General features: G+C 36.7%; 12 protein-coding genes. 4 read left to right on the top strand and 8 right to left on the bottom strand.

Annotation, left to right across the window (positions count from 1 at the left end):
* Positions 1-196 precede the first annotated feature (196 nt).
* The 3 genes from L2586_RS08000 to L2586_RS07990 form a co-directional block, all read right to left on the bottom strand.
* On the bottom strand, positions 197-721 hold the full coding sequence (locus L2586_RS08000; RefSeq protein WP_235292346.1) for an MptD family putative ECF transporter S component: 525 nt from the start codon (positions 719-721) through the stop codon (positions 197-199).
* 117 nt (positions 722-838) lie between these two features.
* Entirely contained in the window at positions 839-2575 is a 1737-nt protein-coding gene (locus L2586_RS07995) for a dynamin family protein (protein WP_235292345.1), read from the bottom strand.
* A complete protein-coding gene (locus L2586_RS07990) occupies positions 2572-3216 on the bottom strand; it encodes a WbqC family protein (protein ID WP_235292344.1) in 645 nt (214 codons plus the stop codon). Before L2586_RS07990 ends, L2586_RS07995 begins: the two co-directional genes overlap by 4 nt.
* 497 nt (positions 3217-3713) lie before the next feature.
* Here L2586_RS07990 and L2586_RS07985 point away from each other — a divergent pair, with 497 nt between their 5' ends.
* The gene (locus L2586_RS07985; protein WP_235292343.1) at positions 3714-4916 is read left to right on the top strand and encodes a glycosyltransferase; all 1203 of its coding nucleotides are present in this window, start codon (positions 3714-3716) and stop codon (positions 4914-4916) included.
* Positions 4917-4963: 47 nt separating this feature from the next.
* On the opposite strand, the gene miaE is transcribed toward L2586_RS07985, so the two are convergent.
* From miaE to L2586_RS07965, 4 genes are all read right to left on the bottom strand, one after another.
* A complete protein-coding gene (gene miaE / locus L2586_RS07980) occupies positions 4964-5548 on the bottom strand; it encodes a tRNA-(ms[2]io[6]A)-hydroxylase (protein ID WP_235292342.1) in 585 nt (194 codons plus the stop codon).
* 216 nt (positions 5549-5764) lie between these two features.
* On the bottom strand, positions 5765-7480 hold the full coding sequence (locus L2586_RS07975; protein ID WP_235292341.1) for a phospho-sugar mutase: 1716 nt from the start codon (positions 7478-7480) through the stop codon (positions 5765-5767).
* Positions 7481-7721: 241 nt separating this feature from the next.
* A complete protein-coding gene (locus tag L2586_RS07970; RefSeq protein WP_235292340.1) occupies positions 7722-9011 on the bottom strand; it encodes an ATP-dependent DNA helicase in 1290 nt (429 codons plus the stop codon).
* Positions 9008-10042 (bottom strand): endonuclease/exonuclease/phosphatase family protein, encoded by a 1035-nt coding sequence (locus L2586_RS07965; protein ID WP_235292339.1) that lies wholly within the window; start codon positions 10040-10042, stop codon positions 9008-9010. Before L2586_RS07965 ends, L2586_RS07970 begins: the two co-directional genes overlap by 4 nt.
* Before the next feature lie 206 nt (positions 10043-10248).
* Between L2586_RS07965 and L2586_RS07960 the strand changes: the two genes are divergently transcribed.
* The 3 genes from L2586_RS07960 to L2586_RS07950 are packed head-to-tail and all read left to right on the top strand — an operon-like array spanning position 10249 to position 14979.
* A complete protein-coding gene (locus L2586_RS07960; RefSeq protein WP_235292338.1) occupies positions 10249-12939 on the top strand; it encodes a TonB-dependent receptor in 2691 nt (896 codons plus the stop codon).
* Position 12940: 1 nt separating this feature from the next.
* The gene (locus L2586_RS07955) at positions 12941-14266 is read left to right on the top strand and encodes a DUF5689 domain-containing protein (protein WP_235292337.1); all 1326 of its coding nucleotides are present in this window, start codon (positions 12941-12943) and stop codon (positions 14264-14266) included.
* Positions 14266-14979 carry a tRNA1(Val) (adenine(37)-N6)-methyltransferase gene (locus L2586_RS07950; RefSeq protein WP_235292336.1) on the top strand — a complete coding sequence of 238 codons (714 nt, stop codon included), beginning with the start codon at positions 14266-14268 and terminating at the stop codon, positions 14977-14979. The genes L2586_RS07955 and L2586_RS07950 overlap by 1 nt, the downstream gene beginning before the upstream one ends.
* A 581-nt stretch (positions 14980-15560) precedes the next feature.
* On the opposite strand, the gene L2586_RS07945 is transcribed toward L2586_RS07950, so the two are convergent.
* Positions 15561-16700, bottom strand: coding sequence for an acyl-CoA dehydrogenase family protein (locus L2586_RS07945; RefSeq protein ID WP_235292335.1), 1140 nt, complete (start codon positions 16698-16700; stop codon positions 15561-15563).
* Positions 16701-16813: the final 113 nt, after the last annotated feature.

The following is a 16813-nucleotide window of genomic DNA, read 5'->3' as shown; positions in this document are numbered from 1 at the left end:
TCTTTTGAAAATTGATGGGTTGCATTCACTGCGAATGAGCTGGAATTAGCGAATAAGTTGAGGTACTTACTACGGAGAAAAGTTAACATGTTAAGCACTGATGCTTAATCATACGGAGCTTTTAGGTATATCAGTCAATGTTTGAGTCCGGCAGATTCGAACATTAAATAGTACAGATAAAATAATTATTAAATGTTTAAGGAATTTTATCCAAATCCTCAAAATCAACAATGTCTTTTAAGAAATCTTTGAATAATTTGGATTGATCGCGGCCGAGGTTTTCACCATACTTTCCTACTCGAAATGCGGTTAGCATGAAGATAATACCAATCGGGAAAGCCCATATCATTGGTGTGTATTGACCTAGCATATATTTGGATGCTGCGAATAAGGAAATGAAAAAACTAATGATGCCTACAGAGAAGTAAATGAATACGAATAAAGTCCATACATTAGGTCTAGGACCGATAAGTCCTGCAATCTTTGAATTTTGCTTATTATCTTCAGCTTCTTCCACTCGGAAATTTAATTGGGGAGACCAATAATGAACTTCAGATGGAATAATGTCTAATGTAACTAGGTCATTGCTGATGTGGCCCGTGATTTGGGACGGTGATGATTCTAGTTTTGACTTTATTTTGCTGATTACCTCCAGATGTTGCATCGGCACAATGAATTCAAATCGTGGCCTGATATGGGTCATGTTCTTTTTGGTAGTCATGCTTATTCCAATGTATATGGGAATTTAGCAATAATGTTTGATATTTTTAAATAAAAAAGACTAGAGAAGTAATCAGCACCAACATCTAAATTGATGTCATCACTTAAAGTGATAACATCAGACGACAGTTTTTAGATATTCCTCTATCTCCGTCTTATAGGTTGACATTTTATTTTCTAAGTCTTTTTCTTTAGCAATAAGAGATTCTAGCGCAACGCCTTCCTTCACCAGTAACTGATCAAATTTTTCGAAATTTTCATCGATCTTCGTCTTTATTCTTCCGATGTAAGCTTCTAATTTTTCGCTGATTTCTTCATTAATTCGCGTTCGTCCTTCATCAATTTCTGTTTTCACGCTCTTTACGATTTTCTTCTTTTTCAAGCCGAGTGAAAATCCAGCAAATATGATTCCGGTTGCAGCTAAAATTCCACCAGTAATATCGAATACTGCGATATTTGTCACGGCAGTCAGAATAACCCCAACGACAGCAATTCCTCCTCCAGCTGCCAGATTTGGAGTCATGTTACTATTGCCCATAATCTGATCGTCGTAATAATTTTCTGATCTGCTAAGGAATGAAGAAAATGTTTCTTGAAGATCCTTTAGTACATTCGCTCTTCGTTCAGCGATATCACTAAAAATTTCATGATTATCTCTTAAGACAGTAGTGCTAGATTTGATTTTTAGATCAACGATCTTAGCCATGTTTTGAATACTATCTGCAATGTCTACGACGCCGTCTTGGAGCTTATCTTTTAAGTGTTTATTCAGATTCTTTTCCAAGTCTGCTTGCAGTTCAGCTAACCAATCTTTAACCGACTTTGTACTTCCTATCATAGAAGAAAATGAACGCTTGAACATCGGGAGAATCGATAGGCCATCACTCAGTTCATTTAACTTGGTTAGTGTGACACGATCATATGCATTAAGCAAATTCTCTACTAAACTATCTACTTGTTTAATTGATTTATCCTCTTGATTATCCAGTGTTTCTCGAATTTCTTTTCGAAACTCCTTATCTAATTCATATTGTTTCTTCCGATCTTGAATGCCAGCACTGATTCTAGCTAAGATCTGTTGACCTGAATTTATAGAACTCAAAAGCTTCAAAAACGGCGTTTGACCACCTGTTATGTTTTCTTCCAGATACTTACGCAGTTCGATAAATCCAGAATTTTCGGTATCATGTTCTAATTCTTGTTTCGCAGAAACTGCAAATACTTTTGGTTCAGCAATTCCTTTCTTTTCAGCTTGAGCTTTCACACCATTTATATTGATGGTTAGGTCTTCTATAGGTAGCAAGTCTTTTTGCTGAAGAACAAAAATAACTTTCTTGTGCCAGTCTGTATTGATGTAATCGAAAAACTCCCACGATGATTGTCTGTAAGGATTCTTTGCTTCGAAAACAAAGACAATTAAGTCAGAAGAAGGAATGAAACGCTCTGTAATCTCTTGGTGATGATCGACAATGGTATTCGTTCCCGGCGTATCGACGATGCTGATATCCTTTAGTATTTCAACAGGTTGGTAGATCTTTTTCAGAAAGGGATTGATGATTTCTACGCGATCTTCCCCGTAAGTAATTTGTTGAATCGTATCTGTCATCGGTGAAGGTGCAACTTTACAAATTTCCTTATCTGATCCGAGCAATGCATTGATGAAACTACTTTTTCCGGCTTTCACTTCACCTACGATTACAAACATGAATGGTTCATGAATACTTCTGGAAACTTCACCTGCAGTTAATGCAAGATCATCATTGTTGATTTTCGCGACGATTTCATTCAATCCGTGAAATACTTCTTGGAGATTGTTTTTAATCTCTGTCGCCTTTTGATCTATATGTTCTTTCATTTATTCTTTCTGATCTTAGCTAGATATAAGGGCGCTTCGGGACCCATGCAAAAAATTAAATCTAATATACTCAAATTCGGTTCAAATGGCTGCTCCTCCATAAAAACCTGGTCATATTGATGAAAAATGAATTCTTGAGAAAGTTGGTCTTGATATTTAGATTTTGGGCTTATAAAATCTCTTTTTAGGTCAATGTTTGTCTCGTCTCCATCAATAAACTTATTCGTTAATACGATCTTCTTTTCAATACCAAGTATTTTGTAAAATAGTTCTATAATTTCTAAGTTTAACTTAAATAGGAATTGATGTTTTCGGGATAGAATGTCTACGAAATAGTGGTAGTAGAACTCAAAGTATGGTGATTTGCCATAGCAAGATTCTATGGATCGCAAGTGATTCAATGCCCAGTTCTCATCGTTATTTATGCCTACGTCAATTATCGGAAGTTGGTTGTTTTTTCCACTGCTGAGTGGGACACTTAGAGCTAATCGGCCTTGTGCACTCATGATTTCTGTTCTGTTACGGTAACTGCCTTTGTGGTAATGTTCGTGCTGATCGATTATGATCCCTTGGTTTCCATGTGCAAATGCAAAAAATGCGATGCTGGGAAAGTACTGAGTTTCGAGAAGTGTTTTAGGCATTCGTAAAGCGATTAGATAGATGTCCAAAGGTAGTAAAATGTTTATAGAAATGGATTTGTGATATTGAAACTCTGAGTTGAGTTAATTAATGATATGCAAAGGAAGTATAGTATAATAAGATTAATTGAAATTGAAAATTACAAGGCCGGTGCGCTGCACCTTGTTGTTTAATGAGAGAGCGTTGTACAAACAGTGCCGGTGCGCTGCACCTAATTGGATGTGAAGCTAAAGTGTTTACAATGAAGGTTGGGCCTTTAGACACTTAATTGGGATTATACAACCACACTTAGCTTCCCATTAAAGCGAGATAGGATTCGAGTCTAAATGTTTTAAGACTAAGGAAAAGCATAATGATTTAATAAGGAAGGTCAAGAGGACTGAAATTGTCTGTAAGAAAGTAATGGAAGAAATATGAAGTGCAGCGCACCGGCGTTGTTTGTCTCCATTTTAAAATTACAAACCTTGTCCGATTACCAGCGGATTCCTATCTTTCCACCATGAAACAATACCTTCAGAAGCAAAATAAAACATCGAGCCTTATTCATAAGGAACCAAACCCAGATCTCAAATTAATCGTCGTTATCCCAGCTTATAAGGAAACGCAGATTACGGAGACGATTCGCTCCCTATATGATTGCGACCAGCCTACATTTGCCACTGAAATTATTGTTTTTGTGAACGGGAAAGAACAAGATTCTGAAGAAGTCAGAGCAATCAATGAAGTCTGCTTTTCAACATGTCTCGCCTTGCATGCTGAATTATCAACGGAAAAACTGACCTTTCATTTCATCAAGCAATTAGATTTTAAGTCAAAAAAGGGTGGAGTAGGGCTTGCCAGAAAAGTACTGATGGATGAGGCTTGCTTCAGGTTTAATCAACTGGATAAGCCGAAAGGAATCATCGTGAATCTTGATGCGGATTGTGCCGTTGCTAAAAACTACTTTATTGCGATTTCCGATTTCATGGATGGATCTACTTTAAATGCAGCTTCCATACACTATGAACACGTTTTAGGAAACGAGTCAATCATATTTTACGAATTGCACTTGAGGTATTTCGTTGGAATGCAAGCATTGCTGAACTTACCATTTGCTTTTCAGACCGTAGGGAGCGCAATGGCTGTGGATGCAAAAACTTATGCAGCTGTGGGTGGGATGAACACGCGAAAAGCGGGAGAAGATTTCTACTTTATGCATAAGTTTATCAAAATTGGAGTCTGTGGAAACATCTATTCAACGACGGTATTTCCCTCTGATCGGGTCTCTGATCGTGTCCCATTTGGAACGGGAAAAGCGATTGGTGATATGCAGGATGGTAATCCATTTTTAACCTATAATCCGGAATCATTTGACTTATTGAAACCATTAGTGGAAGGGCTGCATCAACTTCAGAAGGGTGAAAAATTGACCTTCTCAAAAGCACTTCAAGCTTATTTTGATACGATTCAATTCGATGAAAAGGTTGCGGAGATTCGTAATAACACGACTAATTTTAAAGCATTTAAAAAGCGCTTTTTTCAATTCTTCGACGCCTTTAAACTAATGAAAGCATTGCATTTCCTTAGAGATAATGGATATCCTGATGTACACTTAGATAAGGCATTACCTACTTATTTTAATAAAATTAGTGCAGAATATTTAGGTGTGAATAAGGCATCTTTAGAGAAATTAAGGACCCACGATTTAAGATTTAAGACTTAGAACATTGGATTTCCGACTTAAGACTAAAGATTTACGAAACTAAAGTCCTAATGCAGCGCAGCCCTAATCTCTAATCCATCGATCACTTCTTGTTCTTGATCTACCCACCATTCTAATCTCTTGTAAACCTGATCTTCCGGAAAATAATTAAGCGCCATCTTAACAAAAATATGCCCGTGTTTCGCTTCAGAAGTCCACAACATTTTATAAAACCTCTTTAATTCTGGATCATCTAAAGCATCTGAAACCATCTTAAATCGTTCCGCACCTCTCGTTTCTACGATAGATGCTACAAGTAACCGATCTAAAAATCGCTCTTCTCGACCTGAATGACATTTCTTAATTAGCCCTTTTACATATGGATCTTCTCCCATACTTGATGGCAACGGAATATCTCTCTTGACCATTAACTGATAGACTTGCTGAAAGTGTTCTAACTCTTCTATACCCGTTTCAATTAACTCAGGGATAATTTCTTTACGATCGGGATACTTGGCTATAAAACTCATTGCCATCGAGGATGCCTTCCGCTCACAATCCAGATGATCTTGCAAAAAGTCATCAAAATTTTCCATAACAGCAGTAATCCAAGCAGTGCTGCTCGGAGATTTAATATCCAGGTTTAATTTCATAACTATAGTGAAGCTCTATACATAAGATAAAGGAGAAAAATTATCACTAATGTTACAATGATAGAAACCGTGAAAAACTTTCTCTGGCTTTTTTGATCTCTTATTTTTTTTCTTTGTTGCTTTCCTCTTGACATAATTTTTCCAAATTTTCTATTTATACCACTTAAAGCTCTATATGCCTAATAAATGTTCTTAAATATAATCAATGATCCGAACCTATTCAAATTGAAGTTCAGATTTGATGCTTTCTATTCGATCATCAAGTGCTTTTTCGACATCTGCAAGGTTATCATTCTCTTCTACTGCTTGCTGAACACTAATGTAAAACTTAATCTTAGGTTCTGTTCCACTAGGTCTTGCAGCAACCTTACTTCCATCTTCTGTGTAATAAATGAGCACATTAGATTTAGGTAGGTCAATGTTAGAAGTCGTGTTATCTTGTAGATTATGCGACTTGCTTGTTTGATAATCTTCCACGAGTACAACTGGCGATCCATTTATCATTTTCAATGGATTTTCTCGTAGATTTTTTAGAATTTGCTTGATTTCTTCAGCACCTGAAATACCTTTTTTTACTAGTGAGATAAGGTGTTCTTTGAAATATCCATACTGTTCGTACATTTCCTGTAGATGCTGGAAAAATGAACTGCCTTTTGCCTTCGCTTGTGCTGCAATTTCACAGGCAAGCAACGTACTTGTTACAGCATCTTTATCTCTTACGAAGTCACCAACCATAAAACCATAACTTTCTTCACCTCCTCCGATGAAGGTTAGGTCTGGATTGTCTTGTATTAATTTGGCGATCCATTTGAATCCGGTTAGTACTTCTTTATAGGCAACACCATAAGCATCAGCCATCACCCGCAACATCGGCGTGGAAACAATTGTAGAAGCTATGAACTCATTTCCTTTGAAACCTTTTTTCTTGTATTGCTCAAGTAAAAAATTGACCATAACGATCATCGTCTGATTTCCATTAAGCAGCACCATCTCATTGTTTTGATCTCTTACTGCAATTCCTAGTCGATCCGAATCTGGATCCGTTCCGATGAGAATATCAGCACCAACTTTAATGGCTAATTCAGTTGCCATTTTTAAAGCTGCTTTTTCCTCTGGATTAGGTGACTTTACAGTTGGGAAATTTCCGTCTGGTTCCGCTTGTTCTTTAACGATGTGTACATTTTTATAACCTGCTTGTTCTAAAGTCTGGGGAATGGATTTTATTGAAGTTCCATGTAATGATGTAAACACAATGGTTAAGTCATCTTTGGCATCTTGACTTGTGTTAAAACTCCCATTTTTTACACTAGCGTCTACGAAAGGACCATCTACACTTTTATCGATTAATTCTATCAAATCTTCATTTGCATCGAATTTGATATCACTATATTTTAATGCATCAATGGTTGCAATGATTTCTCCATCCTGAGGTGGAACCAACTGACCACCATCTTGCCAATACACCTTGTAACCATTATATTCTGGTGGATTATGTGACGCGGTTAAAACTATACCTGCGTGACAATCTAAAAATTTCACAGCATATGATAATTCTGGTGTTGTTCTCAAACTAGAAAACAAATACACTTTAATACCATTAGCAGAAAAAACTTCTGCTACAGTTCTCGCAAGAGTGTCACTGTTGTTTCGGCAATCATACGCAATGACTACTTTCACTTGTTCATTAGAAAATTGTTTTAGCAAATAGTCACTTAAGCCTTGTGTGCTTTTGCCCAGCGTATATTTATTGATCCGATTGGTGCCTACTCCCATGATTCCTCTCATTCCACCTGTTCCGAATTCAAGATCCTTATAGAAACTCTCTTCTAAATCGCTTGCCTTAGCATCGATCATTTTCTGTAAAGTTTCTTGTGTGTTTTGGTCAAAGGTTGGACTCAACCATTCTTGGATTCGTTGTTGTAAATCAGCCATAATCTTTCGTTCTTGTTTAAAATTAATAATAAGGCTTTCAAATGAAATTGCTATATATTTTCTTTAGTTTTTTTTAGAATATAATGAATGTAGTCCAAGAATAGTATGCTGTATTGGTTTCTAGAGACAATATTGACAAATAAAAAGATGAAATTTATGGACGTGCTCTCTAGTAAGAGTATGCTCCTATTATACTAAATATATATTCAAATGAAGGGCTATAAAGATGAAGGGATAAGGCTTACCTCATCTTCTGCTGATAAAAATCTACAATCTTTTCATCCACAAAGATATCTCTTGGTCTGATCTGTCTTTTTAGTTGGATGCCTTCTAATGATCGGCATCTGGAAAGGGCTACATAAGTCTGTCCATATTCGAAAGAGCCTGTTCCAACATCGATAATTACATTGTCAAAAGTTTTTCCTTGACTTTTGTGAATGGTAATCGCCCATGCTAATCGCAGCGGAAATTGCTCAAAAGTACCAATGATTTCTGTCGAAATTTTTTCTTCCTTGTTCTTGTATTTTTGAATCTCCCAAAGTAGTTTCGGGACTTTTATGGTTGCAGAAGAACCATCTCTATTGAGAATCTCCACATGGATTTCTTCATGCGCTAGATCTACTACTTTGCCTATTGTTCCATTGACAAATTGTTTTTCTGGATCGTTCTTCACAAACATGACTTGAGATCCGATTTTTAATTTCAATGCTAATTCAGCTGGAAATGCAGTAGGAGGAAAGTTACCTGTGACCTTTGCTAGGTAGGTAAATTCTTCATTATTCAATTGTGAGATATGGCGACGATTGATTTCATTGACGATTGAATTTCGACTGGATAAAGTGATGACAAATTCCGACTCTTCGATTTCTTCTACATAGCGTTCATTGAGATCCATTAAAGTGTATTCGTCTATATCATTGGTCCGAATATTATCGAGGATATTAATAAAATGACGTTCATCTTGTCGGTATACGTTGCTTAATTCGATCATCTCGAAATCAGTTTCTTCCTGCCAGACGTGAGCAGAGAAAAAGTAAGGTGACTCGTAATTCTCCATCAAATATTGACCTTCCACCTTATTCCCTATTACTGGAGGCAACTGAAATAAATCCCCGAAGAAGATCATCTGAACACCACCGAATGGAATATTTTTACCGCGATTTACCCTCAGAAACCAGTCTATATTATCCATCATATCCACTCTGACCATCGAAATTTCATCTATAATGATGATGTCGATGTTCAGAAACATGCGATAATTCTTACGTCGTCCGATATCGTGCTTCATCAACAGTTTCGGTGGAAATCCAAAGAAAGAATGAATGGTTTGACCATTAACATTAAGGGCAGCGATTCCAGTAGGAGCTAGTACGACTAATTTTTTCTTAGTTGTTTTAGCGAATAATTGGAGTAGGGTAGACTTACCTGTCCCTGCACGCCCAGTGATGAATAAATGTTCTGAAGAGTGTTCCATGCGATCCAGCGCATAACGGTGCTCGTCGCTAAGTGTTAATGGAGACCCACCGATCAATTGATTTCTTTTAACAACAATACGTAAACTGGAAAGTGATCTGAATAACCAGAAATATACGTGTCACCTGCAAATGTCCTAAATGGATATCCTTTGTATTGTCCAAACGGCTGGACTAAACTATTAGGATTATGGATGACTGCTTTGTAATAAAAGAATCCCTCTTGGGTCTTAGGTAGCAAAGCCTGACTAACAACAATCTGGTCAAAAAGTGACCAAGCATCTCTATAGGCATTCGATCCGATTCCTTTCTTATAATATGCCCACATTGGATTAAAAAATCCTCCATCTGGCGTTTTTGTTGCACTTTGTCGAGCTTGCAATACATTCTTAAGGCTTGGACTTGTCGGATCATCGTTTAAGTCACCCATGATGAAAATCTTCGCCATAGGTTCTTCGACTTTTATGGAATCGGTGATCATTTTGTTCAATTTTGCCGCAGCATTTCGCAATGGTCTCGATCTTTTCTCGCCACCACTTCTTGACGGCCAATGATTTACTAATACATGTATTTTTTCGCCATCTAACATTCCACTAACGTATAAGACATCTCTTGTATAGACTCTTTTATCATCTCTATAGATCATTAATGGGTGATACTTATGAGCAATAGGAGTGAAAAATTCTTCCTGATATAATAGTGCTACATCGATACCTCGTCTGTCAGGAGAATCTTCATGAATGATCTGATAATTGCGTTTTTTAATGGCCCTTTGTTTTACTAAATCCTCTAAAACACCTCGGTTTTCAACTTCAGAAACACCTAAAATAGCAACACCATCCTTGTTTTGATCTGTTCCAAGTGTTGCAATCACAGAAGATAAATTGCCTAATTTCTCATTATATTTCTCTTTCGTCCAGTTTTTAGATCCTTCTGGAGTAAATTCTGTATCACTTACCTCATCGTCATCATTAATGTCGAATAAGTTCTCCAAATTATAAAAACCAATGCTGGATATTTTATACTTTTTCTCTTGAGCATTCGAAGAGACGGCAGTTATAAGAAAAAGGGACAGTATTAAATATTTCATTCTTGTTAATTCAAATTACACTGAAAAGGACCGCAACTTAGGATAAATTAGCTCAACTTATAAGTCAATTTACCTAAAAATTACAAAAATTACATTTTTTTTAATATGTTGTTAATATAGTATTGTTAATTTTGCGCCACATTTAATACAATGCTTAACTGATGCTGAGAATTCCAACAATAATAATTTTAGCTTTTCTTTCACATTTGACTATTCTTAATGGTCAGTTTTCTGTCGGAGGAAAAGTCTTAGATAATGTAAATCAACCTCTTGTAGGAATTGAAATTTACGATGCAGAAGAAAGCTTGCTTGCTGAAACAGATGTCTATGGGAAGTTTCTCATTGAATTTGTAACAAAAGGCAAAAAGACTTTAACATTTACCTCTTCTTATTTTCAAAGTAAGACCATTATAGTTGATGCAACTGATCTAGAAATGGAAATCGAATTACTTCCAGTCGTAGGAAGTATCGAAGAAACTGACTTTCAAGTGGTGTCGCTTTCTGATGATGAAGTGAATGAAGGAGGCTCTTCACAGAACGTCTCTAGTTTATTGCAAGCATCTAATGATGTGTTCGTAAATAATACAACTTTTCAGTTTAATGTAGCAAGGTTTAGTGCTCGTGGATATGGAAATGGAGATACGAGAATGATGCTTAATGGTATGCCAGTTAATGACTTAGATGATGGTAGAGTGAACTGGAGTTACTGGGGAGGATTAAATGATGTGTTAAGAAATAGACAGACTAAATATGGATTAGGAGACATCGAATACTCATTCGGAGGTATCGGTGGAGCGCAGGATGTGGATCTAAGAGCAAGTTACCAAAGAGTTCAAATTCGACCTTCGTTTGCGATTTCTAATAGATCTTATACGAAACGGGCAATGTTTACTTATTCATCAGGAGTTAAAGATAATAAATATGCATTCAGTGCGTCTGCTTCTAGAAGGTGGGGAAATGAAGGTTTTGTAGATGCTACATTCTATGATGCTTGGTCTTATTTCTTAAGTTTCGATTACTTCTTAGATAAGAAGAATAAGATTAATATAGTTGCACTTGGTGCGCCAACACAAAGAGGTAGAGGCGGAGCTTCTACTCAAGAGTTGTATGATATTGCAGGTTCGAATTATTATAATTCATACTGGGGATATCAGAATGGAGAAAAAAGAAATTCTAGAACTTATAATTCTTTTCAGCCAATTTTCATGTTAAGACATGACTTAGAGTTAAACAAGAAATTTACATTGGCCACTACTGTAGCTTTCCAAACTGGTTATTTTGGTTCTTCAAGGTTAGACTGGTATAATGTTGCTGATCCTCGACCAGATTATTACAGAAATCTGCCTTCATTCTATAAGGACAGTCCAGAAATTGCAGCTTACATAACGGATCAGTTGTCCATAGAGGAAAATAGACAGATCGACTGGGATCACCTTTACTTTATTAATAAGAATACAACAGAAGATTTTATTGATAATGATGGAAATGTTGTCGCGTCTGGACATAGAGCTAAATATTTAATGGGTGAGCAACGGTTTGATGCTCAGAAATTGACATTTAATTCTAATTATAAGTACAATGCAACAGATAATATTACCTTGAATGGTGGATTGACTGCACTTCAGGAGGTAAATCATAATTTCCAGACCGCACAAGATCTTTTGGGTGCTGACTACTACATTGACATTGATAAATTTGCAGAAAGAGATTTCGCACCGAATTCTGATGAATTACAAAATGACTTAAATAGTCCTAATAGAGTAATCGGAGTTGGTGATACCTACGGTTTTGATTATAACAACACGACACAACAAGCATCATTCTGGAGTCAAGCTTTGCTAAAGACAAATAATATTGATGCCTTTATAGGAGGAGAAGTTTCGTATACTCAATTTTATAGGGAAGGATTTATGAGAAATGGTAAGTTTCCAGATAATTCTTATGGGAAATCAGAGACATTGGCATTTACCAATTATGGTGCGAAAGCAGGAATAAGTTATAAAATAGATGGAAGGAATTATGTGAACTTGATGGGGAATTACCAAACGAAGGCACCATATACGAGGTTTGCTTTTATCTCTCCAAGGACGAGACATGATGTAGTTCCTAACTTACAGAGCTCTAAGGTATTATCTACTGAATTAACGTATAATCATAATTCACCATTATTTAAAGCAAAAGTGAGTGGATATTATACGACCATTAAAGATCAGACGGAAGTATACAGTTTCTACCATGATGAACTTAATGGATTTGTGAATTTTATATTGACAGATATCGATCAGCAGCACATGGGAGTAGAGATTGCTGGAGATCTTAAATTATCTACGACTCTGTCAGTTGTTGCAGCCGCTTCTTTAGGAGATTATATCTACACTAGTAGACCATCGGCGACGATCTCACAAGATAATAATGCGGAACTGCTAGAAGAAGATCAGACCATCTATCAAAAGGATTTTTACGTGCCTAATACGCCGCAACAAGCGTATACCGTGGGATTAAAATACAACTCATCGAAGTATTGGTTTGTTAATGTCAACTTTAATTATTTCGATAAGATCTTTTTGGATTTTAATCCAACAAGAAGGACAGAAGATGCTGTTGCGGACTTGGTTAAAACAGATAATGAAGTGCTTTGGGAAAGTATTTTATTCCAAGAGCAATTACCATCTAATTATACGGTAGATATTTTCGGTGGTAAGTCATGGAGAATAGGTCAGAAGTTTATTTACCTAACAATAGGCGTTAATAATGTATTGAATAACCAGAATTTTAGAATTGGTGGTTATGAGCAGAACAGATTTGATTTTGAAAATAAAGATGTAAACAGATTCCCATCAAGGTATTTTTATGCTTACGGTGCGAACTATTTTATTGGATTAAGTTTTAGACTATAATATGAAAAAAGTAATTTATTTATTAGCAATTGTATTTTTAGCATCGTGTGTGGACCACATGTTTGATGAGCCACCAGGATTTGTTCCTGAAGTTGTTGAATCAAATGCTATGATTAGTGATCTACTTGATCAATGGGTTCCTGAATCGTTTACAGAGATTACAGATGAGCTAACTTTCGAAGGCCAAGTTGTTGCCAATGACGAATCTGGTAATTTTTACAAGCAATTAGTACTCCAAGATGAGACTGGCGGAATTCAAGTAAGATTAGATGCCATCGGTTTGTTCAATGAATTTCCACTGGGGAGAACAGTAACTGTTAAATGTCAAGGTTTGTATATAAGTGATTATAACGGATTACCACAATTGAGTGCAGTTCAAGGAGAAGCTGGAGATTTAAGTTCGATTGCTATTCCGGAACCACTTATTCCTGAATATGTATTCAATTCCACAACTACAGAAGATGTTCCTGCAAATGTTGTTACAATTCCTGGAACTCAACGTTCTATGGTGAATACGTTTGTGAAATATGATAATGTTCAATTTACACTAGGATCGACAAATAAGACATTAGCTGATGCAGTTAATCAGTTTTCTGTGAACCTCGATGTTGAAGATTGTAGTGAAAATCAAATTCTTGTTAGGACGAGTGGTTTTGCTTCGTTTGCAAGTAGTGTATCGCCAAATGGAAAAGGGAGTATTCAGGGTATATTAAGTGTATTCAGAGATGACTACCAATTATTGCTTCGAGACTTCTCAGATATCAATATGGAAGGATCGAGATGTGATGGTGAAGAACCTATCGATACGACGAATATGAATACTGGAGATCCAGTTGATGAAGTGGTAGAGGATTTTGAAAAACAAGTAGATAACCAAGATATCAGTATTGAAGAATGGTTAAATGTTGCGGTGAAAGGAGATCGTAAATGGAGAGCTAAGGAATTCGATGGTAATGTATATGCGCAAGCAACTGCATACAATGACTCTAATCCAGAAATGGAAGCATGGTTAATCACTCCTAAGATCAAGTTTGATGCGCCTATGAAGCTAGAGTTACGGACTGCAATTGCATTCCATGTTCATAATGGCTTAACGGTTTGGTATTCAACTAATTTCGATGGATCAGATGTGAATGGTGCAGAATGGAATAGTCTTGAATTAAAAATTGCTGGTTCAGGAGCAGCAAACTATGCGTGGGTTGATTCTGGAGAAGTTGATTTATCAGCAATAACTGGAGAAGCTTATATCGGTTTCAAATATGAAGGAAATGCGACAAATGGAACGACTAGTTTTATCATTGATGATGTAAAAATTGTAGATAAATAATGTCTGAAACGCATTTCAGATTTAAGCAGTTCGAAGTTTCTCAGGAGCAATGTGCTATGAAGATTAATACCGATGGCGTATTGCTAGGTGCTTGGGTAGATGTTGCCGGAAAAAAGAAGATTCTAGATGTAGGTACGGGCTCAGGAGTTATAGCAATGATGCTTGCTCAGAGATCAGATGCTGAGCACATCGTCGGAGTAGAAATCGATGATGATTCTTATGTGGAAGCTAAAGAAAACATGAGTCTTTGTGAATGGAAGGATCATCTAGAGGCAGTTCATGCTTCTGTTCAAGATTACTCCAATAATTGTGACGAAGAGTTTGACTTAATCGTTTCTAATCCTCCATTTTTCAGTGGAGGAACCTTGTCAGCAACGCAAGAAAAAACAGATGTGAGGCATACGACGAAGTTGTCCCATAATGATTTGCTAAGAGCTGCTTATGATTTACTTTCTAAAGATGGTGATTTTGCAGTTGTGCTTCCACACTTAGAAGGACTTAGATTTGTGGAACTAGCGGAGCAATATCGTTTTTATTGCAGTCAGATAACGGAAGTCAATTCGTTCCCTGAGAAGCCGATTGCCAGATTATTGCTAAACTTTAAGAAGAAATCTTCCACCTTAGTGAAATCAAATTTGTCCATCAGGACAACGCAAGATCAGTATAGTGACGAGTATATAGCGCTCACGAAGGATTTTTATTTGAAAATGTAAAATCCAATTCTTCCTAAGTTAGGAATATCGTGAAGGAGTAAAGCGCTGGATTTTATTAGTTAGGTAAATGCTCGAAAGTGTTTTAAACTATTCGTTTACCAGCAGTTTCTACAGTAAGCAAAGTTCGAATTCCACAGGTCTGTAGGACCGTCCTTGTTAGTAATCCTGCTTATAATGAAGTGAACAAGGTGCATCGCACCGGCACTGTTGGCTATGGTGAAGTAGAAAAATACATTTGCCTTGGATCATCATATTCCCAATCTGTATGTATCAATAACAAAGCCGTTGCGCTGCGCCTCAAGATTAACCACTTTATGTTTAGTCTACATGCAACGTCGGTCCTATTTACTTCTGACAGCAAAAGATTTAAAAAGAATAATTGCATAATCTGATGCGATTTTAGCTAGGAATCGCGAGAAGGAGTAAAGCGCTGGATTTTGGATGGATGAATTCCAGGAAAGCCCCATCACTTTTAACCCGCACTCAATATCTTGTTTAAATAGTTACAGTTAGAGGTAATTAAGCCACCCACATTTCCTAGGATAAACAGTAGCGTTTCGAATCCATTCGGTCGAAATAGTTTACTTTAAGATCTCTCTACTAATCACCAATTTCTGAATTTCACTCGTCCCTTCACCGATCGTACACAACTTAGAGTCACGGTAGAATTTCTCAACTGGAAAATCCTTAGTATAACCGTATCCACCAAATATCTGAACAGCATCAGTTGCGATTTCAACACAAATTTCAGAGGCATAATACTTAGCCATCGCCGAAATTTTAGTCACTTTCTGTTTAGCATTTTTAAGATCTGAAGCTTGTCTGATTAAGAGTTCAGCAGCTTGAATTTTAGTTGCCATGTCTGCTAACTTAAATGCAATTGCTTGAAACCTTGAAATAGGCTTTCCAAATTGTTCTCTTTCTTTACTATACGCAACTGCAGCTTCATAAGCACCTTTTGCAATTCCAAGTGAAAGTGCAGCAATACTAATTCGTCCACCATCAAGTACACCCATAGCTTGCTTGAAACCTTGTCCGACTTCACCTATAACTTGTGATTCATGAATTTTACAATTATCAAAAATCATCTCGGCTGTTTCCGAAGCTCGCATTCCTAATTTATTCTCCTTCTTTCCTGCTTTGAAACCTTCAGTCCCTCTTTCTACTATGAATGCAGTAATACCATTACTATCTAATAAATCTCCTGTTCTCACAAGGACCACAGCGACGTCACCAGATATTCCGTGGGTAATCCAGTTTTTTGCCCCATTGAGGATATAATATTCACCCTCTTTTTTTGCAACGGTCTGCATTCTCATAGCATCAGAACCTGTATTGGCTTCTGTCAACCCCCACGCACCGATCCATTCTCCCGAAGCTAATTTAGGAAGGTATTTTTGTTTTAAGTCTTCACTTGCATAACCTAAGATATGTCCTGTACATAAAGAATTATGTGCTGCAACAGATAGACCCATCGAACCACAAACCTTAGCAACTTCAACAATGATATTCACATACTCGTGGTAACCTAGGCCAGCTCCACCATATTTTTCAGGGACAAATACGCCTAAAAATCCAATAGCACCCGCTTCCTTCATCATCTCCTTTGGGAAAAATTGTGCCTCATCCCATTCCATTACGTAAGGCCTTATATGTTGCTCTGCAAACTCACGGGCACTTTCCGTAATCATCTTTAAATCTTCTGATAGTATCTCTGACATATTGTTTATATATTGAAATGGCTTAAAACTTAAATTTTACTTTCTTATGATCTGATAATCAATATCTTATTGTTTGGAAATTAGTAAAGAAACTAAATTATTTTATCTTAATT

Source organism: Portibacter lacus (assembly GCF_021533215.1).
GTDB lineage: Bacteria > Bacteroidota > Bacteroidia > Chitinophagales > Saprospiraceae > Portibacter > Portibacter lacus.
Note: the sequence above shows the minus strand (reverse complement) of the source record. Positions and strands in the feature narration are given on the sequence as shown.

Coding starts and splice junctions, on each gene's coding strand:
- L2586_RS07995 (WP_235292345.1), bottom strand. CDS start 2,575: ATGAAAGAACATATAGATCAAAAGGCGACAGAGATTAAAAACAATCTC.
- L2586_RS07955 (WP_235292337.1), top strand. CDS start 12,941: ATGAAAAAAGTAATTTATTTATTAGCAATTGTATTTTTAGCATCGTGT.
- L2586_RS07975 (WP_235292341.1), bottom strand. CDS start 7,480: ATGGCTGATTTACAACAACGAATCCAAGAATGGTTGAGTCCAACCTTT.
- L2586_RS08000 (WP_235292346.1), bottom strand. CDS start 721: ATGACTACCAAAAAGAACATGACCCATATCAGGCCACGATTTGAATTC.
- L2586_RS07990 (WP_235292344.1), bottom strand. CDS start 3,216: ATGCCTAAAACACTTCTCGAAACTCAGTACTTTCCCAGCATCGCATTT.
- L2586_RS07945 (WP_235292335.1), bottom strand. CDS start 16,700: ATGTCAGAGATACTATCAGAAGATTTAAAGATGATTACGGAAAGTGCC.
- L2586_RS07950 (WP_235292336.1), top strand. CDS start 14,266: ATGTCTGAAACGCATTTCAGATTTAAGCAGTTCGAAGTTTCTCAGGAG.
- L2586_RS07985 (WP_235292343.1), top strand. CDS start 3,714: ATGAAACAATACCTTCAGAAGCAAAATAAAACATCGAGCCTTATTCAT.
- L2586_RS07965 (WP_235292339.1), bottom strand. CDS start 10,042: ATGAAATATTTAATACTGTCCCTTTTTCTTATAACTGCCGTCTCTTCG.
- miaE (WP_235292342.1), bottom strand. CDS start 5,548: ATGAAATTAAACCTGGATATTAAATCTCCGAGCAGCACTGCTTGGATT.